Source organism: Sphingopyxis sp. (genome assembly GCF_965279755.1).
In the GTDB taxonomy this organism is placed as follows: Bacteria; Pseudomonadota; Alphaproteobacteria; order Sphingomonadales; family Sphingomonadaceae; genus Sphingopyxis.
This window is the reverse complement of record NZ_OZ257261.1, coordinates 1,262,506-1,289,132: the sequence shown is the minus strand read 5'-3', so window position 1 is coordinate 1,289,132 and position 26,627 is coordinate 1,262,506. Positions and strand designations below refer to the sequence as shown.

Genomic DNA, 26,627 nt, shown 5'->3' with positions numbered 1-26,627 from the left:
ATCGAACGATAATCGACGGTCACGGACGGCGAACGGGAGTTGGGATGGGCAAGCTGGTCTTCTTCGGCGAATTGCTGATCCGTCTGACCGCGCCGGGTAACGAGCTGCTGATGCAGTCGCCGACGCTCTCGCTCCATGTTGGGGGAGCCGAGGCGAATGTCGCGATCGGGCTTGCACATCTTGGCCACGACTGCGCGATGGTCAGCAAGATGCCTCCAAATGCACTGGGTCGCGGTGCAGTGGCGGCGGTGCGCGGCGCAAATGTCGACTGCACCGCCGTCACGCTTCATCCGGGGCGGATGGGGCTTTATTTCCTGAGCGTCGGCGCCGGGCTGCGCGCGTCGGAGATCGTCTACGATCGCGCAGGGTCGAGCTTTGCGGCGACCGGACCCGAAGATTATGATTTCGACCGGCTGCTGGCAGGGGCGGGGCTGCTCCACCTGTCGGGTATCACGCCAGCGCTTGGGCCGCGCTCGGCCGAAGCCGCGCTGGCGGCGGCACGTGCAGCGAAGCGGCTCGGCGTGCCGGTCAGCTTCGATGGCAACTACCGCGCGATGCTGTGGCAGGCGTGGGACAGCGACCCGCGCGCCATCTTGTCCGAGCTGATCGGCGCCGCGGACATTCTCTTCGGCAACCACCGCGACCTTTCGCTGGTGCTGGGTCAGGAATTCAGCGGCGAGGGTGAGGATCGGCGCCGCGAAGCCGCCGAGGCCGGTTTTGTGGCCTTCCCCGATCTCAAGCTGATCGCCTCGACCGCGCGGCACACCGTCACCGCCGATCATCATCGCATCGCGGCGCGCGTGGACCTGCGTGGCAGTTGTTACCAGACGGTCGACGTCGACGTCACCGGCATCGTCGACCGCATCGGCGCAGGCGACGCTTTTGCCGCCGGCGTGCTGCACGCGCATCTTTCGGGCGGAGACGCGCGCGCGATGGCGGAGTCGGGCCTCGCGCTCACCTGCCTCAAACATTCGCTGCCGGGCGATGCGAGCCGCTTCGGACAGGCCGACATCGACGCCTTTCACGGCGGCGGGCTCGATGTCCGGCGCTGATTCGGTCGGCCGCCGCGCACTTCTGGCAACGGCCGGCAGCGCGTTTCTCGTTTCAGCCGTCGCGCGGGCCGAAGTCTTCACGCCGGTTCAACATGTCGGAGCGGTCAATGCGTCCGATGGGGCGTATCGTTCGGATTCCTTTCGCAGCTTCGGGGACGGCCGATCCTGGGCCTTTACCGGCATTCGCTATGGGCGCGCCGAGCGTTTCCTGGCTCCGGTCGCGTTAACGACGGCCGAACAATTGCGGGGCGACGTCTTTGGCCCCGCCTGTCCGCAGACGGGCGACCGGTACCTGCCGCAGGACGAGGACTGCCTGTTCCTGAACGTCTGGACGCCCGACATCGAAAGGCCTGCGAGGCGGCCCGTGATGGTCTATTTTCACGGCGGCGCCTATTCGACGGGCAGCGTTACCGATCCGGTCAACGACGGGGCGAGGCTCGCCGCGCGCGGCGACGTTGTGGTCGTCACGGTCAACCACCGTCTCAATGCATTCGGCTATCTCTACCTTGCCGGTGTCGATCCGCGCTTTCCGGACAGCGGCAATGCCGGGCAGCTCGACCTGGTCGCCGCGCTGCAATGGGTGAAGCGCAATATTGCGGCCTTCGGCGGCGATCCCGCCAATGTCACCGTTTTCGGGCAGTCTGGTGGCGGCGCGAAGATCGCCACCCTGATGGCGATGCCCGAAGCGAAGGGCCTGTTCCACAAGGCGATCACCATGAGCGGGCAACAGGTCACCGCCTCGGGCCCGCTCAATGCGACGAAACGCGCGCAGGCGTTTCTCGACAAGCTCGGCAAAGGCGTCGATCCCGCAACCGCGCCGGTCGAGCAGCTCGTCGCGGCGCTGTCGGCGATCGACCCGATCCTCGGCGGCGGGGTCTATATGGGGCCAGTGCTCGACATGAAGCATCTGATGCGCCATCCCTTCTGGCCCGATGCCGCGCCGCAATCGCTGGGCATTCCGATGATGCTCGGCAATGTCGTGATGGAAACGCGCGCCTTTTACGCGCCGGACAGCAAGCCATTGTCGGGACTGACCTTCGATAATCTCGCCGCACGGATCGCGCCCGAAATGCGGATCGACATCGAGCCATCGTGGGTCGTGGGTCAGTTTCGCGCGCGCTATCCGAAAGCCGACGCGCTGGAACTCTTTCATCGCATCGTGACGTCCGCGCGCAGCTGGCGCGGCCAGGTCGAAGAGGCCGAGGCACGCGCCCGCGCCGGCCATCCGGGCTTCGTCTATCAGCTCGATTTCGAGCGCGCGAAGCATGCCGACGACATCGGCCTCAGCTTTGACACGATCCCCGATCCCACCGCTGCGCAGCAGGCGATGAGTGACCGGGTGATGGATGCGTTCGTGCGCTTTGCGCGCACCGGCCATCCGGGCTGGCCGGCTTATACGCTCGCAAAGCGGCAGACGATGATCTTCGACACCGCGAGCCGTGTCGAGAATGATCCCCGTAAATGGGAGCGCGAGCTGTTCGCGCGGGTGCCCTATATCCAGCCGGGCAGCTAGACGATCTTTCTGGCCGCGAGCCAGTTCCGGAACAGATCGGGCCAGATCGCAACCGGCAGGCCGGTAGCCTTCATCAGCCCGAAGCCATGTTCGCCCTCGGCGAAATAATGCGCCTCGCACGGCACGCCGACTTTTCGTGCGGCTTCATGGAGGTGGAGGCTGTTCTCGACCTTCACCACGCTGTCGTTTTCGGCATGGAGCAGGAAAAGCGGCGGCATGTCGGCACGGCCGTTGCGCTCGGGCGAATACAGCGTTTCGCGCGCCGCATCGGGGTTCGTCCCGATCAGCTTCTCGCGGCTCACGGCATGGGCGATCGCCGGGGCCATCGAGACGACCGGATAGAAGCCCGCCACCACATCGGGTCGCGCCGATAGCGTATCGGCGGCATCGACCGGATCGTAGACCTTTGCGTCGAAGCGCGTGAGCAGGCTTGTCGCGACCTGTCCGCCCGCCGAAAAGCCGCCGAAGGCGATTCGTGCAGGATCGACGCCATCGCTTTTTGCGCGACTGCGCACCAGCCGCACCGCGCGCTGTGCGTCGCTTAGCGGGACGTCGGCGCCGTTGGTCCAGCCATCGCCCGGCAGGCGATAGAACAGGACATAGACGGTGACCCCGCGCTCCTTCAGCCAGCGAGCGAGCTCATAGCCTTCCTTGTCGATCACGACATAACGGTAGCCGCCCCCGGGGGCGAGAATGACGGCCGCGCCGTTCGGCTTGGCGGGACGGAAGATATCGAGCCGTGGACGGGTGATCCCTTGCAGCATCCGGTCGCTGGCGTCCGGGTCATTGCTGCGCTGGACGACCTGTTCCATCAGGCCGGGCGGCGGCTTGATATGGCCTTCGGGCCAGAGCGGGATGCTCGCGTCGGGAGCGAGGCCTGCGGGGCGCGTCCATGCCGCCTGCGCCGCGGCGCTCGCAAACGGCAGCGCGAGGCTCGCCGTCAGCAGCGTGCGGCGGCCGAGCGTCATGGCGCGGGCACCTTGTTGGGATAGGCGATGATCAGCACCAGCGGTTCACTGCCGGTCTGACGAATGCCGACGCGGGCCCCCTTGTAGAGCCACGCCGCGGTGCCGGCCTTCAGCGCTTTCTCCTCGCCGTCCGAATGGACGATGCCGGTGCCGGAGAGGACATAATAGATTTCGTCATGGTCGATCGGATGCACGCCGATCGCGGCGCCGGCATGGAGCGCGCGCTTGCGAAACTCGAAGCTGCGCGGGGCGGGCACGCTGTCGCTGATCCGCCAGGCGGTCGACATGCCGATCGCGCCGTGCGGCGGCGCCTCCTCGCGCACCGTCGCAGCCTCGTCGATCACGACCATCGCGGGCGCTGTGGCGACCCCGAGAAGGAGGGCGAGCAGCGCGCTCATTTCACGCCGCCGCGCGAATCAAGGTCGCGCGCCGACAGATGTTCCTGCGGCATCGGCACGGTCTGCGCCGGATACATTCCCGACTTCGGTTCCATCGTCGCCAGATCCCATTCCGTGTCGACGAAGGGGGCGCGTACCGGTGTCTCGACCTTCGGATAGGCGCTGACCTGCTTTTCGTCGTCGATGATCGATCCGCGCCCTTCGGCGACGAAGAAGAGGATGCGGATCTCTTCGGCGTCGCGTGCCCAGGGGCGTGCTCCGGCGGTCGAGAGGACCGAGGTTTCGACATCGCGGACCGGCAGGATGCGATAGCCGCCAAGTGGAGCCAACGGCGCCTTGGCACGGACCAGCTTGGCCTGCGTTTCGCCGTACCGGCCGAATTCGGGCAACGCATTGCCATGACGATCCACCGCCAGATTGTCCTTGCCATAATATTCGAGATCGCCGTCACCACCCAGCATCAGGAAGGGCAGGCCCTCGTCGGTGCTGTTGCCGCCGCGCATGACATTGCCGACGGCGGTAATCTGGCCGGTGACATAGGGATGACCGGTCCATTCAAGGCTCATCAGATTATAGTGCACCGCGCGGTGGCCGGGGTCGTAGATCAGATTGTTGATCAGCAGCGCCTGCGCGCCGCCCTTGATCAGCGGACTGCGCTCGACATTATGCGCCCAGATATTGCGATAGAAGACGATGCCGGTCGCATTGTCGTGAATCAGCGACCCCTTGCTGTGCTCGCCCTTCGGGTGGCTTGCGTCGGCAAGGCCCTCGGCGGCAAGATTATTCGAGAAGGTCACATTCTTGCTCGTCCCCTCGCGCCACGCGGCGACGTCCTTTCCGGTGAAGCGGGGGCCAGAAGCCGACATATTCTCGTCGATCGCCCACAGGAACGTGCAATGGTCGACGATGACATTATGCGCCGCCACGGTCGAAAAGGCGTCGGCTTCCCAGCCGCTGCGCTTCGGTTGCCCGTCGACGCCGGTATAGACGCGCAGGTGCCGCATCACGACATCGTGCGTCTTCACGTCGATACCGGTCCGGATCAGTGTGATGCCGGGGCCGGGCGCGGTCTGGCCGGCGATGGTCAGATAGGGTTCGGTGATGGTGATCGTCCGGCGTCCCATGTCGATCACGCCGCCGACTTCGAACACCACGATGCGTGGTCCCTTCGCCTCGACCGCCGCCTTGAATGACCCGGGGCCATCGGGCGCGAGCGTCGTGACACGGACGATCTTGCCGCCACGGCCACCCGGAGTCGTCGCGGCCGGCCCGACCGCTCCTGGGAAGGAAACGCCGCCGGAATCGGCGGCAATCGCGGGATTTGCGGGAAGCGCCGGGGCGACCAGAAGCGCAGCTAGGAACAGCTTTTTGAGCATCACTCTCTCCTTGTTGATTGGGGTCTTGACATAGACGTCACATTCCTTCAATTCTTTTTGACACCGGTTACCTAACCGGCAACGACAAGACGGGGGAGAGGGCGCCACGGCCAGTCGCAAGAGCGACGGCGCATCAGCGTACTCTCTGAAATTTTTGGACAGGCGGTTTTGCCGATTTGCCTGTTCTGCAGAGGTAACCGGTGTCATTCCTTGTCATTAAGGGAGTGGCGCTGCGATAAGGGAGGATGACGATGGCAATTCACAACGCGCGGGGGATTCGCACGCTCACTCGGCTGGCTTGCAGTGCATCGCTTGCCGCGCTGGCGGTCTCGCCGGCCTGGGCGCAGGAAGCGCCGGCGCAGGGCAACGACGAAGTGGCCGCGGAAGGCGATATCGTCGTCACCGGTTTTCGCGCATCGCTCGATGCGGCGCTGAACGCAAAGCGTGCCGACGGCGGCATCGTCGATGTCATCAAGGCCGAGGATATCGGCAAATTCCCTGATACCAACCTCGCCGAATCGTTGCAGCGCATCCCCGGTGTCGTGATCGATCGCGATGCGGGCGAAGGCCGCTCGATCGTCGTTCGCGGCCTCGGTCAGGATTTCACCCGCATTCGCATCAATGGAATCGAGGCGCTCGCGACAACCGGCGGCACCGACAGCTCGGGCGGTGCGAACCGGTCGCGCGGTTTCGATTTCAACGTCTTCGCATCGGAGCTGTTCAATTCGATCACGGTCCGCAAGAGCGCGTCGGCCAATGTCGACGAGGGGTCGCTCGGCGCCACGGTCGATCTGCAGGCGGCACGTCCCTTTGATTTCGACGGCTTCCGCATCGCGGGTTCGATCAAGGGCCGCTACAACGACCTGAACCAGAAGGTCGATCCGCGTGCGGCGCTGCTGATTTCGAACACGTTCGCCGACGGTCGCTTCGGCGTGCTCGTGTCGGCTGCCTATTCAAAGCGCCGCCTGCTCGAAGAAGGCTTCAGCACCGTCCGCTGGGACAATGGCCCCTCGTCGCAGGGGTTCTGCGCCCCGATCGGGCTTACCTCGCAAGGCACGAACGCGACCCAGGCGACCTGCGGTCCCGCCGCGCAGGGCGTCGCGCGGCTGCCGAACACGCCGGCCAATGTCGCGGCGTATAATCTGGCGAACAGTGCCGCTAATTTCCATCCCAGGCTGCCGCGCTATGGCCGCCTGACGCACGATCAGGACCGCCTCGGCATCACGGCGTCGGCGCAGTGGGCACCGAGCGACAATACGACGATCACCGCCGAATTCCTCTATGCGAAGCTCAAGGCGACGCGGCAGGAAGACTTCCTTGAGGCGATCTCGTTCAGCCGCACTGCAACCCAGGGCGGCAAACCGCAGACCAGTGTTGTCCAGACCGAATATGACTCCAACGGAGCGCTGCTCTATGGCGTCTACAACGGTGTCGATATCCGTGCGGAATCACGCTTCGACAAATTATCGACCACCTTCACGCAACCCACGCTGACGCTGGAGCATGCCTTCAGCGATTCCCTGCGTCTTAATGCGCGTATCGGCCGCGCGGATTCGAAATTCCGCAACCCCGTACAGACGACGACCACGCTCGATGCGCTCAACGTCAACGGCTATACGATCGACTTCCGCCAGAATGACCGGCTGCCCTCGATCAGCTATGGCTTCGACCCGACCAATCCCACCGGCGCATTGCAGATTGTCGGGGTTCCCGTCGTGACCAGCGGCACCCAGCCGACGACGGTTACCAACACGACCACCAGCGAAATCCGCATTCGGCCGCAGGGGGCATCGAACCGCAACGATGTGCTGCACGTCGATCTGGCGTGGGACATCGTGCCCGACGCGTTCACGGTCAATATGGGCGCCGATTTCAAGAAATATACGTTCGACACGTACGAGTTCCGCCGCGTCAATCAGAACGACACCATCTTTGCCCCCGTGGGCGGATCGGCCGGGCTGACGACGACGGTCAACGGGTTCGGCAAGGGGCTGAACCTGCCGGCGGGATCGGTGACCAGTTGGGTCATTCCCGACCTCAAGGCGATCGCCGCGGCCTATGACATTTATTGTAACTGCCTGAAGAGCGGTCCGGCCGGCGGCCCGGGTGACTTCACCCTGTCGTCGATCACCAACGGCAATGCGCGCGGCAATAACCGCCGCATCGTCGAAAAGGACAAATCGGGCTTTCTGATGTTCGATTTCAAGCACGACATCCTGGGCGTTCCGGTGCGCGGCAATTTCGGCGTCCGCTATGTCGAAACCGACATCACGGCGCAGGGCTATCTTGCGACGGGCGGCGGAACGCTCGTCACGGTGAACAACCGTTATGAAGACTGGCTACCCTCGCTCAACCTGTCTGCGAACATCACCGACGAGTTCATCGTCCGTTTTGCGGCGGCGAAGGTCATGGCGCGGCCGCAGCTTGGCAACCTCAACCCGGGCGGCACGATCAGCACCACCGGTACGCTGTCGGTGACGAGCGGCAATCCGTTCCTGAAGCCGTTCCGCGCCAACACGCTCGACGCCAGCTTCGAATGGTATCACGGCAAGGGCGCCTTCATCGGCCTCGGGCTGTTCTACAAGGATATCGGGACCTATATTCAGAGTCTGCGGAGCAATGTTCCGTATAACCAGACGGGGTTGCCGCTGAGCCTGCTGCCGTCGAATTTCACCGGCGAGGAAATCTTCCAGGTCACCACGCCGATCAACACCAGCGGCGGGCCGCTCAAGGGTTTCGAAATCAACGTGCAGCAGCCGTTCGATTTCCTGCCCGGCTTCCTCAGCCACTTCGGCATGACGGCGAACTACACGCGCGTTCAGTCGAAGATCAATTATCAGGTGTCGCCGACCGCGACGACGCTGATCCGCGACGACCTGCTCAACCTGTCGCCCGAAAGCTGGAACGCGACGCTCTATTACGACGACGGCAAGTTCAGCGCGCGCGGCTCGGTCGCCTATCGTTCGGACTATCTGCAGCGCGTGCCGGGGCAGAATAATAACGACGTCGAGGGCAAGAACAGCACGCTCAACGTCGATGCGCAGCTGACCTACGAGCTGAACGACCAGTTCGAGCTGACGCTGGAAGGCGTCAACCTGACCGACGAGTTCAACGACCAGTTCATCAGCCGCGACCGCAACAGCGCGGTGGTCTACAACCACACGGGGCGCGAGATTCTCGCGGGCTTCCGCTTCAAGTTCTGAGGCGTGGTTTCGATCGTCAAAATCGGGGGGGCGCAGCTTTTTGGTTGCGCCCTTCTGCTCTATTCGCCGGCCCTATCGGGTGCACCCGCCAAGCCATCCGAACCCGAGCTTGCCTTTCCGGGAGCCGAGGGCGCTGGCCGCTTTGCTGCCGGTGGCCGCGGCGGCCGCGTTCTGCATGTCACGAACCTTGACGATGCCGGCCCTGGAAGTCTGCGTGCTGCGGTGGAGCAGAATGTCCCGCGCATCGTCCGGTTCGATGTCGCCGGGACGATCCGGTTGAAAAGCGATCTGGTGATCCGGCACCCGCAGATCACGATCAACGGGCAGGACGCGCCCGCGGGCGGGGTCGCGCTGGCAGACCACAGCCTGATCGTAAATGCCGACGACGTCGTCATCCGCTATATCCGTTCACGCCTCGGCAGCCAGTCGGGCGAGGAGGGCGACGCCGTTTCGATTGTCGGCGGACGACGCATCATCCTCGACCATGTCTCGGCCAGCTGGTCGGTCGACGAAACCCTGTCGGTGTCCGCGCGCTATGACCGGACGCCGGGCATCTACGACGTGACCGTGCAATGGTCGATCATATCGGAATCGCTGCGCCGCGCCGGGCACAGCAAGGGCGATCATGGCTATGGCAGCCTGATCCGCGGCGGCCGGGGATCGCGGTTCAGCTTTCACCACAATCTCTGGGCGCATCATGTCCAGCGCATGCCGCGCCCGGGCAACTATACCCCGATCGCCGAGGATCCGGACGGGCCGCTGATCGAGTTCCGGTCGAACATCTTCTACAATTGGGGCGGCACCGCATCGGGCTATAATGCCGACCGCGACAGCGCAGCGACCTATGCCTTCATCGACAATTGCTACATTGCGGGCCCCGACACCCAGGGGCTCCACATCTTTCGCGAGGAAAATCCCAACGCGCTGAGCTGGTTCGAGGGCAATAGTCTGAACGGGGTCATTCCCGTCGATCAGTGGGAATTGGTCAAGGGACTGCACAACGCGCTGGCGCGCGCGCCCGACGTTGCGCCGGTGACACGCGATCCGGCGACCGGAGGTTGCGCGCGCGTTCTGGGCGAGGCTGGCGCATCGCATCGCCGCGATGCCGTCGATCGCCGTATTGTCGAGGATGTCCGTACGCGGTCCGGACGGATTATCGACAATGAGGCCGATGTCGGAGGCTGGCCCGACCTTTCGCAATAGGCGGCAACCCGCCCTGTGGGGCGCGGGGCTAGAGCGTCACGCCCGATTTCCAGATCGCGATGTCGCGCTCGTCGTTGCGCTCGGCCTTTGTCGGCGTGCCCGATGCCGTCGCGGCGATGAGGTCGAGGAGCGCATCGGCGCTGTCGTCAAAGCCGGCCGTGAGCACTTGCCCTGCGTCGAAATCGATCCAGCCCGATTTGCGCTCCGCCAGCGGGCTGTTCGACGCGATCTTCAGCGTCGGCGCGGGGAAGCCGAGCGGGGTGCCGCGCCCGGTCGTGAACAGGATGACCGTCGCGCCCGCCGCGGTCAGCGCGGTGGAGGACACCGCATCATTGCCCGGCGCTTCGAGCAGGGTCAGGCCGGGCAGGCGCGCTTCGCCGCCATAGCGCTGGACATCGACGACGGGTGCCTTGCCACCCTTCTGCACCGCGCCGAGCGATTTCTCCTCGAGCGTGGTGATCCCGCCCGCGATATTGCCGGGCGAGGGATTCTCGCTCACCGGTTCGCCATTGCGGATAAAATACGCCTTGAAGTCGCGAACAAGCGTGACCGTTTCGTCGAAGACGGTCCGCGACACCGCGCGGTTCATCAGCAATTGCTCGGCACCGAAGATTTCAGGAATTTCGGTGAGCACGACCTTGCCGCCCGCCGTGGCGACGGCATCGGCCATACGCCCGACAAGCGGGTTGGCGGTCAGCCCCGACAGCCCGTCCGATCCGCCGCATTTGACCCCGAGCACCAGCTTCGACAGCGGCACTTCGGTGCGCGGCATGTCGGTGCAACCTTCGACCAGCTCGTCGATCACCGCGAGGCAGGCGGCTTCGTCGTCCTCGACCGACTGCGCCGACAGGGTGCGGATGGTCGCCCGGCGTTCGGGGGCGATACCGTCCAGCAACGGGCCGAGCTGATTGCTCTCGCATCCCAGCCCGACGATCAGCACGCCGCCGGCGTTCGGATGCTGCGCGAGCGCGCCGAGCAGCGCGCGCGTGTGGCCAAGGTCGTCGCCGAGCTGCGAGCAGCCGAAGGGGTGTTTGAAGGCATGAATGCCATCGACCCGCCCGGCGTGGCGATCACCCGCCACCCGTGCAACGCGCGCCGCGAGATTGCCGACGCAGCCCACGGTCGGGATGATCCATATCTCGTTGCGGGTGCCGACGCGGCCGTCGGCGCGGACATAGCCTTGAAATGTCTTCGGCGACGCAGCGACGGGAGGCGCGGCGTCGGGCATTTCATAATGATAGTCCGCCGCGCTGCCGAGTGCGGTCACCAGATTGTGGCTGTGGACATGCGCGCCGGGCGCGATGGCGGCGGTCGCTGTTCCGATCGGGAAGCCGTATTTGATCACCGCTGCGCCGGCATGGATCGGCACCAGCGCGACCTTGTGACCGCGCGCGACCGGATCGGTCAGGCGGATATCGAAGCCGTCGATCGACAGTTCGGCGCCCGCGTCCAGATCGGCGAGTGCGGTGGCGACATTGTCGAGCCGGTGGATGCGCAATGCGGTTACCGGTGTCATTCTCGGGCCGTGGCCGGGATCGTGCGTCATCGCGTCAGCGCTTTGGCGGCGCGACCGACTGGCGCTCGATGAAGGTCGACGGCATCACCGGATTCTCGTCGTCCGTTGGCTTGGCATTGATGCTGAGAAAATCGGGGACGAGCGTGCGGGCGGCGCGGGACCCCATCTCGCGGATTGGCCAACGTACCGTACTGAGCGCGGGCCAGATGTGAGTCGCGGTCGGCGAATCGTCGAATCCGATGATCGACAGATCGGCGGGGACCGACAGACCCTTGCCGTGCGCGACGCTCATCACGCCGGCGGCCATTTCATCGTTCGATACGAAGACCGCCGTCGGCGGTTCGCCAAGCGACAGCATCGCCTCGCCCGCGTCGACGCCTGCGGTGTAGCGGTAATTGCCCGGCGCATAGAGTTCGTCCGGAAGCGACAGGCCCGCTGCAGCGAGAGCTTCGCGAAAGCCCTGTTCGCGCTCGGCAGCCGAGCGGAAGCCGACCGGGCCGCGGACGAAGCCGATGCGGCGGTGACCGAGCGCGACCAGCTTGCCGACCGCCTCCGCAACGACTTCGCGGTCGTTCGACGAGACGCAATGCTTCGCATCGTCGAGCAGCGCCGATCCGACGCGGACGTAGCGGACGCCCAGATCCTCGCAAAGCTTTGCCAGATCGTCATTTTCCGAAATCGGCGGCAGCAGCATCGCGCCGATCGGGCGCTGCTTTTCGAGGAAGATGCGTACATCGTCGAGCATCCGGTCCGATCCGCGATCGACGGGGCGGACGAGCAGCGCAAGGTCGCTGTCCTTGATCGCGTCGAGCACGCCCTGCTGGAAGTTGAGCACCGTCTGCGCGTTCGGATTGTCGTGAAGCAGCGCGATCAGGAAGTTGCGACGAAAAGCGAGCGCGCGCGCCTGCGGGTTGGGCACGAAGCCGAGCGATTCGATCGCATCCTGCACCGCCTTGCGCGTTTTTTCGCTGATGAATTCGGAGCGGTTGATGACGCGGCTGACGGTCTTCTTCGAAACCCCGGCGAGCGCCGCCACATCGTTGATCGTCGGTTGTTTGCCGTTCTTGCCGGTCGTTCGAGCCGCCATAAGTCCGCTTTCTCTCCACCGCGCCGGCGCATCCTGGAAGAATGCCCCACTTTTCCGACCCGATCGCATCCCTGTGGGCGTTCGGGGGGGCAAAATCAACCGCACCAATGGCTAATCGCTTGCTTTTGACACCGGTGTCTTTTAGAGCAATCGGCGGAAGAGGGAAATGATGAAAATGCCCGCGAGCGAAGAGCAGCAGAAAATTGCCAAGGCGTTCCTTTCGGCGCGCGCCAAAAAGACACCGCTTACCTTATATCCCGGTGCGATGCCCGCGACGATGGGCGAGGCCTATGCGATCCAGGACGCGGCGATCGGATTTGACGGCCGCACGGTCGGCGGCTGGAAAGTCGGGCGCATTCCCGCCGAGCTGGTGGACCGCTATCTCGACAACCGACTGGCCGGCCCCATCTTCACCGACGAAATCTTCGACGGCAGCGCGGGCGAGCGTCCGGCCATGCCCGTCTATGCCGATGGCTTTGCCGCCGCCGAAGCCGAAGTGCTGCTCCGCCTCGGCGACGTCGGGACGCGCGATCATGATATCGAGACGGTGAAGGACTGCATCACCGAAGTGCGTACCGGCATCGAGATTGCGAGTTCACCCTTCCGGGAAATCAATCGCCATGGCCCCGCGGTCACCGCGTCGGACTATGGCAATAACAAGGGGCTGATCCTCGGGCCCGCGATCCCCGACTGGCGGACCGCCGACCTCATCCGCATGCCGGTCGAATTCTTCATCGACGATGCGTCCGTGGGTGCGGCGACGATGGAGACGATGCTTGATGGTCCCTTCGGGTCGGCGCTGTTTCTGATCCGCGTGCTGCGCGCGCGCGGGATCGCGATTCCCGCCGGCACCTGGGTGTCGACCGGCGCAATCACCGGCATCCATGAAATCCGCCCCGGCCAGCGGGGCGACGCGCTCTTCAACGGAAAAATCCGCGTCGGCTGCGCGATTACGGGATAAGACAGAAGAATCGGGAGAGGTTTATGGCGCAGGCATTCGCGGACGGGGGGATGGCGACGCCGGTGCCCCGGTCCGGACGTTACCGCTGGCTGATCGTCGGGGTGCTGTTCGCCGCGACCACGGTCAATTATATCGACCGCACCATGCTTGGCCTGCTCGCGCCGACGCTCGGCACCGAGCTGGGGTGGAGCGAGAATGACTATGGCAACATCGTCACCGCGTTCCAGGCCGCCTATGCGCTCGGCTTTCTGCTCATGGGGTGGCTGATCGACCGTTTCGGGCCGAAAATCGGCTATGCGGTGGCCATCTCGATCTGGACGATCGGGCATGTCGCGCATGGTTTCGCTTCGTCGGTCGCCTCGTTCATGCTGGCGCGCGTGATCCTCGGCGTGGGTGAGGCGGGGCATTTCCCGTCGGTCGTGCGCGCGTCGAGCGAATGGTTCCCCCAGAAGGAGCGCTCCTATGCAATCGGCTGGGTCAACAGCGCGACGACGATCGGCGTCATCCTGACCGCACCGACGATCGCGCTATTCATGCGGATTCTGGGTTTCGACTGGCGCGAGACGTTCATCGTCACCGGCGCCTTCGGCGCGATCCTACTGCTGCTCTGGCTCTGGCTCTACAGCAACCCGCGAGAAAGCGGGAAGGTCAGCGACGCCGAGCTTGCGTGGATCGAGCATGATCCGCCCGAAAAGATCGAACGGCTCGGCTGGGGCGCGATCGTGACAAAGCGCGAGGCGTGGGCCTATGCAAGCGGCAAGTTCCTGACCGATCCGGTCTGGTTCCTGATGCTCTTCTGGCTGCCCAAATATTTCAGCACCACCTACAACGTCGATCTCAAGGTCGTGCTGCTGCCGATGATCGTGATGTATCTGCTGTCGGACGTCGGCAGCATCCTCGGCGGCTGGGTGTCATCGAAACTGATCCAGACCGGCCATAGCGTCAATTTCGCGCGCAAGGCGACGATGCTCGGCGCGGGCTGCTGCGTCCTGCCTTTGCTCTTTGTCTCGGGCCTCGAAAATATGTGGCTCGCGGTGGTGCTGATCGGCATCGCGCTCGCGGGACATCAGGCCTTTTCGTCGACGATCCTCTCGATCCCGCCGGACATGTTCCCGAAACGCGCGGTCGGTTCGGTGATCGGACTCGGCGGCTTCGCCGGCGGCGTCGGGGGCATGATCATGGCAAAGTCGACCGGGCTCGTGCTCGACGCGACGGGCGGAAACTACACGATCATCTTCGCGGCCTGCACGACCGTCTATTTTCTTGCCGTGCTGTCGATCCATCTCCTCAGTCCGCGCCTCGCGCCGGTCACCGTCGAAAGCAAGGCCTGACCGGATGCCGCGTCCGCTGGCCCTCTCCCCCGACCGCGTGTTTCCGTCCGACCCGGTGCAGCGCGACATCGCGCGCCGGCTCTACAGGCAAGTGGCGGGCCTGCCGATCATCAGCCCGCACGGCCATACCGATCCAGGCTGGTTCGCCGTCAATCAGCCCTTCGGCAACGCGACCGAAATGCTGCTGCATCCCGATCATTATATATTCCGGATGCTCTATTCGCAGGGCGTATCGCTGGATGCTCTGGGCATTCGTAACCGCGATGCCGATCCACGCGAGAGCTGGCGGCTGTTCGCGCAAAATTACCATCTCTTCCGCGGCACTCCCAGCCGCATGTGGATGGATTGGGTTTTCGCCGAGGCCTTCGGGATCGATGTGCAGTTCGAGGCTGCGACGTCGGATCTCTATTACGACCTGATCACCGAAAAGCTCGCGAGCGATGCCTACCGGCCGCGAGCCCTGTTCGACCGTTTCGGGATTGAGGCGATAGCAACAACCGAAAGCCCGCTCGATACGCTCGATCATCATGCGGTGATCCGGGCCGCGAACGTCAGCGGTGAATGGAGCGGGCGGGTCATTACCGCCTATCGCCCCGATCCGGTCGTCGATCCGGAGTTCGAGGGATTTTACGGCAATCTCGCGCGCTTCTCCGAGCTGTCGGGCGAAGACGCGTACAGCTACACGGGCTATCTCGCCGCGCACCGCAACCGCCGCGGCTTCTTCGCCGCGATGGGGGCGACCTCGACCGACCATGGCCATCCGACCGCCGCGACCGCCGATCTGTCGAAGACCGAGGCCGAGGCGCTGTTCGCGCGCGTCACGCGCGGCGAGGTGAGTGCCGCCGATGCCGAGCTGTTCCGCGCGCATATGCTGACAATGATGGCGGGGATGAGCCTCGACGACGGCCTCGTCATGCAGATTCACCCCGGCGCGTTCCGCAATCACAACCCCTGGCTGTTCGACCATTATGGCCGCGACAAGGGCGCCGATATTCCGACGAGCACCGACTATGTCCACGCGCTGCGCCCGCTGCTGGCGCGCTATGGCAATGAAGCGGCGCTGACGATCATTCTCTTCACGCTCGACGAGACGAGCTATGCGCGCGAACTCGCGCCGCTCGCGGGCCATTATCCGGCGTTGAAGCTCGGTCCCGCTTGGTGGTTCCACGACAGCCCCGAAGGGATGCGCCGCTTCCGGTCGCAGATGACCGAGACCGCAGGCTTCTACAATACCGTTGGCTTCAACGACGACACGCGCGCCTTCCTGTCGATTCCGGCGCGACACGATGTCGCGCGGCGTATCGACTGCGGCTTCCTTGCGCAGCTCGTCGCCGAGCACCGGATGGAGGAGTGGGAAGCCGCCGAACTCGCGACCGACCTCAGCTACACGCTCGCCAAGGCCGCGTACAGGCTGTGAGGCTGTCGGCGCAAACGCCGCTCCCGGCGTCGGTGCAGGCGCCGGCCTATGACCGCGCCGCGCAGGCCGCGGGGATCGTTCATATCGGCATCGGCGCGTTCCACCGCGCGCATCAGGCGGTCTACACCGACGATGCGATGGGCGCAGGCGACCGCGACTGGGGCATTGTCGGCGTGTCGCTGCGCTCGGGCGACGTTGCCGCGCAGCTGAACCCGCAGGATGGGCTTTATACGGTCAGCGCGCGCAGCGCGGCGGGCACGCGGCTCCGCCTGATCGGCGCGGTGCAAAAGATACTCGTCGCGGCCGACGATCCGCAGGCGGTGATAGACGCCATCACTGCGCCGACGACGCATATCGTCAGCTTTACGGTGACCGAGAAGGGCTATCTTCGGAGCGCCGACGGCACGCTCGACCTCGCTGCCGCGAAGGGGCCATCGAGCCTCTATCGCTTCGTCGGCTCCGGCCTCGCTGCGCGGAGAGCGGCGGGTCTGCCGGGGCTGACGCTGCTCAGCTGTGACAATCTCGCGGGCAATGGTGCGGCGCTGAAGGCGTTGATGCGGCAATATCTCGCCGCCGAACATCCGGATCTCATCGATTGGTTCGACAGCGAATGCCGCAGCCCCGCGACGATGATCGACCGCATCGTTCCCGCGACGACCGAGGCCGACCGCGCTGACGTCGAAGCCGAACTCGGCGCGCGCGACGAAGGCACGGTGGTCACCGAAGGCTTCAGCCAGTGGGTGATCGAGGATGATTTTGCCGGCCCGCGCCCGCGCTGGGAAGATGTCGGCGCCGAACTGGTCGCCGATGTCGCGCCCTATGAGACCGCGAAGCTTCGGATGCTCAACGGCGCGCATTCGGCGCTCGCCTATATCGGGCTCAGCGTCGGCCGCGAATATGTTCATCAGGCCATCGCCGATCCGGAGATCCGGCCGGTCATCGAACGGCTGATGCGCGAGGAGGCCGCGCCGACGATCGATGCGGCGCCGGGACAGAATCTCGTGGCCTACGCCGATGCGCTCCTCGACCGCTTCGTCAAGCCCGCGCTCCACCACCGGCTGATCCAGATCGCAATGGACGGCAGCCAGAAGATCCCGCAGCGCTGGCTCGAAACCCTCGCCTGGCATCAGGCACGCGGGCAACGCTGCCCGTCGCTGGAGGCGGCGATCACGGCATGGATAGCCTTCCTGCGCAGCGATTGTCCCGTCGACGATCCGCTCGCGGACCGGTTGCGGGCGGCCGCGACCGCCCCCGATGCAATGCAAAAGCTGTTCGGTGAGGGCGGGCTTGTCGTATCGGATTGGCGGCCGGCCTAGCCCGGCACCAGCAGCCCCCGGCTCTCTCGCACCTCGGCGTCGAGCCAGTCGATGAACGCCCGGATGCGCGGCTGCGGCGCGACGTCGCGGTGGAGCGCCAGCCAGAAGGCGCGCGCGATCGTCTGCTCGGGCCGGACCCGCACCAGCGCCGGATCGCCGCTCGCTAGAAAGCAGGGGAGGACACCGACCCCTGCACCGCCCGCGATCATCCGCTTTTGCGCGAGGATCGACGAGGAGCGGACATTGGCGCGCAGGCCCGGTTCGATCTCGCCCAGATAATCGAGTTCGGGCGCGTAAAGAATGTCGGGCATGTATCCGATCACCGGAATGCCGGCGCGCGACAGCGGTGCGACCGCGACCGCATGCTGCCAGTCAGGCCGGTCGGCGGGGGCGTAGAGACCGAGGCTGTAATCCGACAGCTTGCGGGTGATCAGCGGGCCCTTTCGCGGCCGCGCGAGCAGCACCGCCATATCGGCCTCGCGCCGCGAGGGGTTGAGGAAGCCCGACGAGGCGACAAGGTCGATCTCGAGTTCGGGGTGCGCCGCGACGAACCTTCCCAGCCGCGGTGCGATGAAGCTGTTGCCGAAACCTTCGGACACGCTGACGCGCAATTGTCCGGACAGCGCCGGCCCGCCCGGCTGCGCCGAATGGATGCGCGCCGCCGCCGCCGCCATCGCTTCGGCGTGCGGAACGAGCGCCCGGCCCGCCGCGGTCAGAACGAAACCGGTCGGCGCGCGTTCGAACAGGGTCTGGCCGAGCGAGGTTTCGAGCGCGCTGACGCGGCGGCTCACCGTGGTCGCATCAACCTGCAGCGCCGCGCCGGCGCGCGCGAGGGTACCGTGGCGCGCGACGAACAGGAAATATTGCAGTCTATCCCAGTCCATAGGCTGCAAATATGCAGGATGCGCCTGCAAGTCTATCCCTTGCAATCGACCCGTAACTCGTCTGTGGCAGCGGCAACATCTTGTGGGAGACTCGAATATGCGACAGATCGACCATCACATTGTCGGCGGTGCCGGCGGCAGCGCCAACGGTTCTGGGCGCTTCGGCGAAGTCCTTGATCCCAACAACGGCGGTGTGCAGGCGCAGGTCGCGCTCGGCGACCGCGCCATCCTCGACCGCGCCGTGGCCGCCGCGAAGGCCGCGCAGCCCGCTTGGGCCGCGACCAACCCGCAGCGCCGCGCCCGCGTGATGTTCGAATTCAAGCGCCTCGTCGAAGCCAATATGAACCAGCTCGCCGAAATGCTGTCGGCCGAGCATGGCAAGGTGATCGCCGATTCAAAGGGCGACATCCAGCGCGGCCTTGAAGTGATCGAATTCTGCTGCGGCATCCCGCATGTCATGAAGGGCGAATATACGCAGGGCGCGGGCCCGGGCATCGACGTCTATTCGATGCGCCAGCCGATCGGCATCGGCGCCGGCATCACCCCGTTCAACTTCCCCGCGATGATCCCGCTTTGGATGGGCGGCGTTGCCACCGCGACCGGCAACGCCTTCATTCTCAAGCCCAGCGAGCGCGACCCCTCGGTCCCCGTGCGCCTCTCGGAACTGTTTCTCGAAGCGGGCATGCCCGAGGGCATTTTCCAGACCGTCCACGGCGACAAGGAAATGGTCGACGCGATCCTCGATCACCCCGATATCGGCGCGGTCAGCTTCGTCGGCTCGTCGGACATCGCGCATTATGTCTACAACCGCGGCGTGTCGGCGGGCAAGCGGGTGCAGGCAATGGGCGGCGCGAAGAACCATGGCATCGTCATGCCCGACGCCGACCTCGACCAGGTCGTCAATGACCTGACCGGCGCCGCTTTCGGCTCGGCGGGCGAGCGCTGCATGGCGCTGCCCGTTGTCGTTCCTGTCGGGGAGGACACCGCGAACCGCCTACGCGAAAAGCTGATCCCCGCAATCGAGGCGCTGCGCGTCGGCGTGTCGACCGATGCCGAGGCGCATTACGGTCCCGTCGTGACGCAGGCGCACAAGGACAAGGTCGAGGGCTGGATCGCGAAATGCGCCGACGAAGGCGCCGAGCTGGTCGTCGACGGCCGCGGCTTCACGCTGCAGGGGCATGAGAAAGGCTTCTTCGTCGGCCCGACGCTGTTCGATCATGTCACCACCGACATGGAATCGTACAAGGAAGAAATCTTCGGCCCCGTGCTGCAGATCGTCCGCGCCCCCGACTTCGAAACCGCGCTCGAACTGCCGTCGAAGCATCAGTACGGTAACGGCGTCGCGATCTTCACGCGCAACGGCCACGCCGCGCGCGAATTCGCCGCGCGCGTCAATGTCGGTATGGTCGGCATCAATGTCCCGATCCCGGTGCCGGTCGCTTATCATACGTTCGGCGGCTGGAAGCGCTCGGCGTTCGGCGACACCAACCAGCACGGCATGGAAGGCGTGAAGTTCTGGACGAAGGTCAAGACCGTCACCGCGCGCTGGCCCGATGGCTCGCCTGACGGCGGCAACGCCTTTGTGATCCCGACGATGGGCTGATGCCGTTTGCTGCGGCGGCTGCTTCTTCCCCTGCTGATGCTGTTGCTGCTGCCGGTTCCGGCGGCAGCGCAGAAGATGATCGCGCTGTCGTTCGACGATGTACCGCGCGGCCGCGGCGCCTTCTTCCCGCCCGAAGAGCGCACGAAGCGGATCATTGCCGGGCTGAAGAAGGCAAAGGCGCCGCAGGCGGTCTTTTTCGTCAATCCCTGCCGGATCGGGACGGGTGACGGCGTGGGCGGCGCCGAACGGATCGCGGCCTATGTCGCGGCGGGGCATGTCATCGCCAACCACAGTTGCACGCATCCGCATCTGAACGCGATTACGGCCGAGGCCTATCTCGCCGACATCGACGCGGCCGAGAGCTGGCTAAGGGATCAGCCCGGCCATCGTCCCTGGTTCCGATTTCCTTTCCTCGACGAGGGCGGGACGGACAAGGCGAAGCGCGACGCGGTGCGGGTCGGCCTTGCCGCACGTGGACTGCGCAACGGCTATGTCACCGCCGAAAGTTCGGACTGGCGGCTCGAAGCGCTCGCCGCCGACGCGGTCCGCGCAGGGAAGCCTGTCGACCGCAAGGCGCTCGGCGCCCTTTATGTGCGCTGGCACGTCGCGGCGGCCGACTTCGCCGATACGCTGATGCGGCAGGCGATCGGGCGTCAGCCGGTGCATATGATGCTGCTCCACGAGACCGACCTTGCCGCGCTCCATATCGGCGATCTCATCGATGCGCTGCGCAAGGACGGCTGGACGATCGTCAGCGCCGATACCGCGTATGCCGATCCGGTCGGCGCGCTGATGCCCGACACGCCCGCCGCGAACGGCACGCTGACCGAGGCGCTGGCGTGGGAGCGCGGACTGCCCGCGCCGCGCTGGTATCGCTACAATGAGGACGCGCCCGCGACCGCTGAATTCCGCGCCCGGGTGCTGCACGAAGAGGCAGGCGAATGAAACCTGCTTCGTTTGCCGCGCATTTCTCCTCCCGAAGGAGACGAGAGATGACCCGCTTCATGCTTCCCGCCAGCCTGCTGCTGCTTGCCGCGTGCAGCGGCGGCGATGACAGGTCCGAACCCGAGGACAGGGCGACGATCAGCCCCCTGCAAAAGGCCGACCGCACCGCACCCGAAGCGAAGGTGGACGCCGACCTGCCCGCGCAATCGGACGAGAAGGCGCCCGAGCCGCCCGAAATCGAAAGCCCCGCGGGCGGCAGCGTCATTCCGGCCGGCATCCGGGGACGCTGGGCGCTGAAGGCGGCGGATTGCACTGCGAAACGCGGCACTGACCTGACCGCGCTGGTGATCGATGCAACGAACCTGCGCTTTTACGAATCGCATGGCGAACTGGCGCGGGTTCGTTCGAGCGACGCGAAGCAAATCCTTGCCGATTATGAATTCAGCGGCGAAGGGCAGGATTGGGATCAGCGGGTGCAGCTCGAGCTCGCCGACGACGGCAAGACCCTCGTCCGGCGCGACCTGGGTAAGGGTGCGACCGGTGAGACGATGCGCTATACGCGCTGTGCCTGATGGCAATTTGAAAGGGAGACGCATGATGGACATTCGTTTGCTTGGTATCGCCGCACTCCTGCCGCTCGCCGCCTGCACGCAGGAGCGGACACCCGTCGAATCGGCTCCGCCGCCGCCCGCCGAAATGACGTGCAATGCCGAAGCGGCGGCAAGCTTCGTCGGCCAGACCGCCAGCATCGATGCCGGCAGCGCGATCGCCAAGGCGACCGGCGCGCGCACGCTGCGCTGGGGCCCGCCGCGTTCGGCGATGACGATGGACTATCGTCAGGACCGCGTGAACGTGATGTACGACGACGCCTACAAGATCACGCAGGTCACCTGTGGCTGACGGCTCGCGTCGCAATCACTCTTCGGCGTCCCCGTTCGAACCGGTCTACGGCTATAGCCGTGCGGTTCGGGTGGGGAACCGCATCGATGTCGCGGGCTGCGCACCGATCGAGGCCGACGGAAGCTCGACCCCCGGCGATGCCGGGGCACAGGCGGCGCGCTGCCTGACGATCATCCGCGAAGCGCTGGAAGCGCTCGGCGGTTCGCCCGCCGACGTCGTGCGTACGCGCATGTATATCACCGACCCCGCCGATGCCGATCTCGTCGGCCGGGCGCATGGAGCCGTCTTCGGCGACATCCGCCCCGCGTCGACCATGCTCGTCATCCCCGCGCTGATCCGCCCCGAGTGGAAAGTCGAAATCGAAGCCGAAGCCATCGTTGGGGGCGCCGCATGATATCGCGAGCCCTTCCTGTTGGGTGCGTTGTTGCCGCCATGTTCGCTGCTCCGTCAGTATCGGCCGGAGAGTTGAGCGGACCCGGCCGGTTTTGCGGCTATTCCCCAATCATAGACCTGCTGCCCGATGAGCGGATCGAAACGCTGACCGGTGGCATCCACGGTGGAACATTTCGCTGGACGGGTGACTTCGGATCCTTGGAAGTCAGCGGCATTGGTTGGGCCAGCACCCCGAAGGGCGAGGTGGCGTTGAAGAATAGTGCGACGGGCCATGTTCGCTTTGCCCAGCGCCGCGTCGACGGCAAATATATGGTGGCGATATGGAATGGCTCGCACGGTGCGGCCTATTTCTCGTCACCCGTTCCGATCACCAAAGCGCAGTTGGCGGCAATTGACCGCGTCGATTTGTTCGAAGAAGGGCAGGAGCCCGAAGGCTGCAATTTGAAAACGATTTTTTCTTGGGAATGACCATGACTGACCAGTTCCAGCTTACCGACGACCAGCTCGCCATTCAGGATATGGCGCGCAAATTCACCGCCGATCGCATCACGCCCTTCGCGGCCGAATGGGACGAGACGCATCATTATCCCGTCGACGTGTGGAAGGCGGCGGGCGAACTCGGCTTCGGCGCGATTTACGTCGCCGAGGAATCGGGCGGCATCGGGCTCGGCCGGCTCGAGGCGGCGCTGATCATGGAGGCGATGGCCTATGGCTGCCCCGCGACCAGCGCTTATGTCTCGATCCACAATATGGCGACGTGGATGATCGACCGCTTCGGCGGCGCCGAGATCAAGGCGCGCTTCCTGCCTGATCTCGTGAGCATGGAAAAGATTGCGAGCTATTGCCTGACCGAGCCGGGTTCGGGCTCGGACGCCGCGGCGCTCAAGACCACGGCAAAGAAGGACGGCGACCATTATGTGCTGAACGGCGCCAAGCAGTTCATTTCGGGTGCCGGCTATAACGACATCTATGTCTGCATGGTCCGCACCAGCGAGGAAAAGTCGAAGGGCATCAGCTGCCTCGTCATCGAAAAGGACACGCCGGGGCTGAACTTCGGTGCGCCCGAAAAGAAGCTTGGCTGGAATGCCTCGCCGACCGCACAGGTGATCTTCGAGGATTGCCGCGTGCCGGTCGAAAATCTGGTCGGCGCGGAGGGTGACGGCTTCCGCTTCGCGATGGCGGGTCTCGACGGCGGCCGCCTCAACATCGGCGCCTGCTCCTTGGGCGGCGCGCAGCGCTGCCTCGACGAGGCGATCGCCTATACGAAGGACCGCCAGCAGTTCGGGCAGCCGATCGCCGATTTCCAGAACACGCAGTTCACGCTCGCCGACATGGCGACCGACCTCGAAGCGTCGCGCGCCTTGCTCTATCTGGCGGCGGCAAAGGTCACCGCGAACGCCCCCGACAAATCGCGCTTTTCGGCGATGGCGAAGCGGCTCGCGACCGATAACGGCAGCAAGATCGTCAACGACGCGCTGCAATTGTTCGGCGGCTATGGCTATCTCCGCGATTATCCGATCGAGCGTTTCTGGCGCGACCTGCGCGTCCATTCGATCCTCGAAGGCACCAATCAGGTCATGCGAATGATCGTCGGAAGGGATTTGTTGCGCCAATGACCGCTGACCACACAGACGACGTCCTGATTTCGATCGACGGCCGCGCCGGTCGTATCTCGCTCAACCGCCCCAAGGCGATTCACGCGCTGAACTTGCCGATGTGCCAGGCGATGATCGACGCGCTCGTCAAATGGCAGGGCGACGATGCTGTCGAGGCGGTGATCATTGACCATAGCGAAGGCCGCGGCTTCTGCGCCGGCGGCGATATCCGTATGCTCGCGGAGAGCGGGGCGAAGGACGGGAAGGACGCGCGCGTCTTCTTCCACACCGAATATCGCCTCAACCATCTGCTCTTCACCTATGCCAAGCCCGTCGTCGCTTTCATGGACGGTATCACGATGGGCGGCGGGGTCGGGATTTCGCAGCCCGCGAAATACCGCGTTGCGACCGAACATACGCGCTTCGCGATGCCCGAAACCGGAATCGGCCTTTTCCCCGACGTCGGCGGCGGCTGGTATCTGCCGCGCCTTGAAGGCCGTGTCGGGGCTTATCTGGCGCTCACTGGCGCGCGGCTCGACGGTGCCGAATGCCTCGCGCTGGGCCTTGCGACGCATTACCTGCCGTCCGAAAAGCTGGCCGAGGCCAAGGAACGCATTGCCGCGCACCCCGACCGCATCGGCGGCATATTGGGCGACCTCGCTGTCACCGCGCCGCCGGCCGGGATCACCCAGCATATCGACCGGATCAACCGCCTGTTCGCCAGCGACACCTATGAAGATATTCTCGCCGCGCTCGAAGCCGATGGCGGAGAGTGGGCGGCGAAGGAACTGGCGACGCTCCACGGCAAATCGCCGCAGACATGCAAGGTCGCGCTCCGCCAACTCAAGGAAGGCGGCGAGATGCACGATTTCGCCGCGCAGATGACGCAGGAATATGCGATCGGCAGCCGCGTCGTCGCGATGCACGACTTCATCGAGGGCGTCCGCGCGTTGATCATCGACAAGGACAACAGCCCGAAATGGGATCCGCCGACTGCGGAAGCCGTCACCGACGACTGGATCGACGCGATCTTCGCTCCCCTACCCGATAATGAGAAATGGACCCCGCTATGACCTACGAAACTCTCCTCGTCGAAACGCGCGGGGCCGTCACGCTGGTGACGCTCAACCGCCCGCAGGCTCTGAATGCATTGAATTCGGGCGTGCTCGACGATCTGATCGCGGCCTTCGCGGCGTTCGAGGCCGATGACAGTCAACGCTGCGCCGTGCTTACCGGTTCGGGCGACAAGGCTTTTGCGGCGGGCGCGGACATCAAGGAGATGGCCGACAAGCCCGCCGCCGATTTCTATCTGGAAGATTTCTTCTCGAAATGGACGAGCGACTTCGTGAAGAAGGTCCGCAAGCCGTGGATCGCTGCGGTGAACGGCTTCTCGCTCGGCGGCGGCTGCGAACTGGCGATGATGGCCGACTTCATCATCGCGAGCGACAAGGCGAAATTCGGCCAGCCCGAAATCAAGCTCGGCGTCGCGCCGGGCATGGGCGGATCGCAGCGGCTGACCCGCGCGATCGGCAAGGCGAAGGCGATGGAAATGTGCCTCACCGGCCGCATGATGGACGCCGCCGAAGCCGAACGCTCGGGCCTCGTCGCGTGCGTCGTGCCGCACGAAACGCTGGTCGACGAAGCCGTTAAGACCGCGACCCTGATCGCGTCGATGCCGCCGATGGCCGCGATGGTGAACAAGGACATGGTCAACGCCGCGTTCGAAACGACGCTCGACCAGGGGCTGATCTACGAACGCCGCCTGTTCCAGATTCTCGCCGCGACCGAGGACAAGGCCGAAGGCATGGCCGCCTTCATCGAGAAACGCGAAGGCGTGTGGAAGGGGCGGTGACATGAAAATCGCATTCATCGGTCTCGGTAACATGGGTGGCGGCATGGCTGCGAATCTGGCGAAGGCGGGGCACGAGGTCCGCGCCTTCGACCTCAGCGAGGAAGCGCTCGCGCGTGCTGTCGAAGCCGGTTGCACCCGTGCCGCTTCGGCGGCCGAGGCCGTCACCGGCGCCGAGGCAGTCGTGACGATGCTCCCCGCGGGCAAGCATGTCGCCTCGGTGTATGAGGCCGACGTCTTCCCGAATGCAGCGCTGGGCACCTTGCTCCTCGATTGCTCGACGATCGACGTCGCGACCGCCCGCTCCAACATCGAAGCGGCGACAGCCAACGGCCTCGTTGCGGTCGACGCGCCCGTCTCGGGCGGCATCGCGGCCGCGAACGCGGGCACGCTGACTTTCATGGTCGGTGGCACCGAAGAAGGCTTTGCGCGCGCCGAGCCGATCCTTGCCAGGATGGGCAAGGCGGTGATCCACGCCGGCGACGCGGGCGCCGGACAAGGCGCGAAGATCTGCAACAATATGCTCCTCGGCGCCTCGATGGTCGCGACGTGCGAGACGCTTGCGCTCGCGCAGAAGCTCGGGCTCGATCCGCAGAAATTCTTCGACATTGCCAGCGTCTCGTCGGGCCAGTGCTGGTCGCTGACCTCCTACGCCCCGCTGCCCGGCGTCGGGCCGACGACGCCCGCCGACAATAATTACAAGGGCGGATTCGCGGCGGCGCTGATGCTCAAGGATCTGCGCCTCGCGATGGAAGCCGCGGCGAGTGTCGACGCCGATGTGCCGATGGGGACGAAGGCGCGCGAGCTGTACGAGGCGTTCGTCGAGGCAGACAAGGACGGCCGCGACTTTTCGGCGATCATCAAGACGCTTCAGTAAAAGTCGGCGGTCTCACCGCCATCGCGGCGGTCGGTGCGGTGCAGCTGCGTCGGGGCCTTGCTGTCGCCGACCCGGACGTCCAGCCGCCCGTCGATCCGCCGCACTTCGGCAGGCGACAGGATGCGCGCGCGGGCGACACCGACCGCGGTCGCCTGCGGCGGCGTCGCGGCGCTTCCGGCAAACAGCAGAACGGCGATCAGGGACATGGGGGCCATGATTGCCCTAACGGCCGCTGCCGCC

The 26,627-nt window shown here is 65.2% G+C and carries 25 protein-coding genes; 18 read left to right on the top strand and 7 right to left on the bottom strand.

From position 1 onward, the window contains the following. Positions 1-44: 44 nt before the first annotated feature. Both ACQY80_RS06330 and ACQY80_RS06325 read left to right on the top strand, forming a co-directional pair. Complete coding sequence (locus tag ACQY80_RS06330; protein ID WP_428684738.1) at positions 45-1,052, top strand: sugar kinase; 1,008 nt, start codon at positions 45-47, stop codon at positions 1,050-1,052. Continuing rightward, entirely contained in the window at positions 1,039-2,565 is a 1,527-nt protein-coding gene (locus ACQY80_RS06325) for a carboxylesterase/lipase family protein (RefSeq protein ID WP_428684736.1), read from the top strand. The genes ACQY80_RS06330 and ACQY80_RS06325 overlap by 14 nt, the downstream gene beginning before the upstream one ends. On the opposite strand, the gene ACQY80_RS06320 is transcribed toward ACQY80_RS06325, so the two are convergent. Genes ACQY80_RS06320 through ACQY80_RS06310 form a run of 3 tightly spaced genes read right to left on the bottom strand, consistent with a single transcriptional unit; the run spans position 2,562 to position 5,307 of the window. Further along, entirely contained in the window at positions 2,562-3,533 is a 972-nt protein-coding gene (locus ACQY80_RS06320) for an alpha/beta hydrolase (protein WP_428684734.1), read from the bottom strand. The genes ACQY80_RS06325 and ACQY80_RS06320 overlap by 4 nt on opposite strands. Further along, the gene (locus ACQY80_RS06315; RefSeq protein ID WP_428684732.1) at positions 3,530-3,931 is read right to left on the bottom strand and encodes a cupin domain-containing protein; all 402 of its coding nucleotides are present in this window, start codon (positions 3,929-3,931) and stop codon (positions 3,530-3,532) included. Before ACQY80_RS06315 ends, ACQY80_RS06320 begins: the two co-directional genes overlap by 4 nt. Next, a complete protein-coding gene (locus ACQY80_RS06310) occupies positions 3,928-5,307 on the bottom strand; it encodes a pectate lyase family protein (RefSeq protein WP_428684730.1) in 1,380 nt (459 codons plus the stop codon). Before ACQY80_RS06310 ends, ACQY80_RS06315 begins: the two co-directional genes overlap by 4 nt. Positions 5,308-5,558: 251 nt before the next feature. Here ACQY80_RS06310 and ACQY80_RS06305 point away from each other — a divergent pair, with 251 nt between their 5' ends. Together ACQY80_RS06305 and ACQY80_RS06300 are read left to right on the top strand one after the other, a co-directional pair. Beyond that, positions 5,559-8,510 carry a TonB-dependent receptor gene (locus tag ACQY80_RS06305; protein WP_428684728.1) on the top strand — a complete coding sequence of 984 codons (2,952 nt, stop codon included), beginning with the start codon at positions 5,559-5,561 and terminating at the stop codon, positions 8,508-8,510. A 3-nt stretch (positions 8,511-8,513) separates the two neighbouring features. Next, the gene (locus tag ACQY80_RS06300) at positions 8,514-9,713 is read left to right on the top strand and encodes a pectate lyase family protein (RefSeq protein WP_428684726.1); all 1,200 of its coding nucleotides are present in this window, start codon (positions 8,514-8,516) and stop codon (positions 9,711-9,713) included. A 28-nt stretch (positions 9,714-9,741) separates the two neighbouring features. Here the strand turns inward: ACQY80_RS06300 and ACQY80_RS06295 are convergent, their stop codons facing one another. Next, on the bottom strand, positions 9,742-11,259 hold the full coding sequence (locus tag ACQY80_RS06295) for a UxaA family hydrolase (RefSeq protein WP_428684724.1): 1,518 nt from the start codon (positions 11,257-11,259) through the stop codon (positions 9,742-9,744). Between the two features lie 4 nt (positions 11,260-11,263). Beyond that, positions 11,264-12,316, bottom strand: a complete 1,053-nt coding sequence (locus tag ACQY80_RS06290) for a LacI family DNA-binding transcriptional regulator (RefSeq protein ID WP_428684722.1) — start codon at positions 12,314-12,316, stop codon at positions 11,264-11,266. Positions 12,317-12,482: 166 nt separating this feature from the next. On the opposite strand from ACQY80_RS06290, the gene ACQY80_RS06285 reads away from it, so the two are divergent. Genes ACQY80_RS06285 through ACQY80_RS06270 form a run of 4 tightly spaced genes read left to right on the top strand, consistent with a single transcriptional unit; the run spans position 12,483 to position 17,341 of the window. Further along, positions 12,483-13,277 carry a 2-keto-4-pentenoate hydratase gene (locus tag ACQY80_RS06285; RefSeq protein ID WP_428684720.1) on the top strand — a complete coding sequence of 265 codons (795 nt, stop codon included), beginning with the start codon at positions 12,483-12,485 and terminating at the stop codon, positions 13,275-13,277. A gap of 23 nt (positions 13,278-13,300) precedes the next feature. After that, on the top strand, positions 13,301-14,608 hold the full coding sequence (locus tag ACQY80_RS06280) for an MFS transporter (protein ID WP_428684718.1): 1,308 nt from the start codon (positions 13,301-13,303) through the stop codon (positions 14,606-14,608). 4 nt (positions 14,609-14,612) lie between these two features. After that, positions 14,613-16,025: a glucuronate isomerase gene (gene uxaC, locus ACQY80_RS06275; protein ID WP_428684716.1), complete on the top strand. Its 1,413-nt coding sequence runs from the start codon at positions 14,613-14,615 to the stop codon at positions 16,023-16,025. Continuing rightward, positions 16,022-17,341: a mannitol dehydrogenase family protein gene (locus ACQY80_RS06270; protein WP_428684714.1), complete on the top strand. Its 1,320-nt coding sequence runs from the start codon at positions 16,022-16,024 to the stop codon at positions 17,339-17,341. The genes uxaC and ACQY80_RS06270 overlap by 4 nt, the downstream gene beginning before the upstream one ends. On the opposite strand, the gene ACQY80_RS06265 is transcribed toward ACQY80_RS06270, so the two are convergent. Beyond that, on the bottom strand, positions 17,338-18,225 hold the full coding sequence (locus tag ACQY80_RS06265; protein ID WP_428684712.1) for a LysR family transcriptional regulator: 888 nt from the start codon (positions 18,223-18,225) through the stop codon (positions 17,338-17,340). The two genes, ACQY80_RS06270 and ACQY80_RS06265, sit on opposite strands and share 4 nt — an antisense overlap. Before the next feature lie 97 nt (positions 18,226-18,322). Between ACQY80_RS06265 and ACQY80_RS06260 the strand changes: the two genes are divergently transcribed. The 10 genes from ACQY80_RS06260 to mmsB all read left to right on the top strand — a co-directional run bounded on the left by ACQY80_RS06260 (position 18,323) and on the right by mmsB (position 26,387). Continuing rightward, on the top strand, positions 18,323-19,828 hold the full coding sequence (locus tag ACQY80_RS06260) for a CoA-acylating methylmalonate-semialdehyde dehydrogenase (protein ID WP_428684710.1): 1,506 nt from the start codon (positions 18,323-18,325) through the stop codon (positions 19,826-19,828). A 6-nt stretch (positions 19,829-19,834) separates the two neighbouring features. After that, on the top strand, positions 19,835-20,773 hold the full coding sequence (locus ACQY80_RS06255; protein WP_428684708.1) for a polysaccharide deacetylase family protein: 939 nt from the start codon (positions 19,835-19,837) through the stop codon (positions 20,771-20,773). A 47-nt stretch (positions 20,774-20,820) separates the two neighbouring features. Then, the gene (locus ACQY80_RS06250; RefSeq protein ID WP_428684706.1) at positions 20,821-21,345 is read left to right on the top strand and encodes a hypothetical protein; all 525 of its coding nucleotides are present in this window, start codon (positions 20,821-20,823) and stop codon (positions 21,343-21,345) included. A 22-nt stretch (positions 21,346-21,367) separates the two neighbouring features. Continuing rightward, complete coding sequence (locus tag ACQY80_RS06245; RefSeq protein ID WP_428684704.1) at positions 21,368-21,673, top strand: I78 family peptidase inhibitor; 306 nt, start codon at positions 21,368-21,370, stop codon at positions 21,671-21,673. 70 nt (positions 21,674-21,743) lie between these two features. After that, on the top strand, positions 21,744-22,067 hold the full coding sequence (locus ACQY80_RS06240; protein ID WP_428684702.1) for a RidA family protein: 324 nt from the start codon (positions 21,744-21,746) through the stop codon (positions 22,065-22,067). After that, the gene (locus ACQY80_RS06235) at positions 22,064-22,534 is read left to right on the top strand and encodes a hypothetical protein (protein WP_428684700.1); all 471 of its coding nucleotides are present in this window, start codon (positions 22,064-22,066) and stop codon (positions 22,532-22,534) included. Before ACQY80_RS06240 ends, ACQY80_RS06235 begins: the two co-directional genes overlap by 4 nt. Before the next feature lie 2 nt (positions 22,535-22,536). Continuing rightward, positions 22,537-23,682, top strand: a complete 1,146-nt coding sequence (locus ACQY80_RS06230; RefSeq protein ID WP_428684698.1) for an acyl-CoA dehydrogenase family protein — start codon at positions 22,537-22,539, stop codon at positions 23,680-23,682. Then, positions 23,679-24,734: an enoyl-CoA hydratase/isomerase family protein gene (locus ACQY80_RS06225; RefSeq protein WP_428684696.1), complete on the top strand. Its 1,056-nt coding sequence runs from the start codon at positions 23,679-23,681 to the stop codon at positions 24,732-24,734. Before ACQY80_RS06230 ends, ACQY80_RS06225 begins: the two co-directional genes overlap by 4 nt. Next, positions 24,731-25,513, top strand: coding sequence for an enoyl-CoA hydratase-related protein (locus tag ACQY80_RS06220; protein WP_428684694.1), 783 nt, complete (start codon positions 24,731-24,733; stop codon positions 25,511-25,513). Before ACQY80_RS06225 ends, ACQY80_RS06220 begins: the two co-directional genes overlap by 4 nt. Position 25,514: 1 nt before the next feature. Beyond that, positions 25,515-26,387 (top strand): 3-hydroxyisobutyrate dehydrogenase, encoded by an 873-nt coding sequence (gene mmsB / locus ACQY80_RS06215; protein WP_428684692.1) that lies wholly within the window; start codon positions 25,515-25,517, stop codon positions 26,385-26,387. Here mmsB and ACQY80_RS06210 read toward each other — a convergent pair. Then, a complete protein-coding gene (locus tag ACQY80_RS06210) occupies positions 26,381-26,593 on the bottom strand; it encodes a hypothetical protein (protein ID WP_428684690.1) in 213 nt (70 codons plus the stop codon). The genes mmsB and ACQY80_RS06210 overlap by 7 nt on opposite strands. Positions 26,594-26,627: the final 34 nt, after the last annotated feature.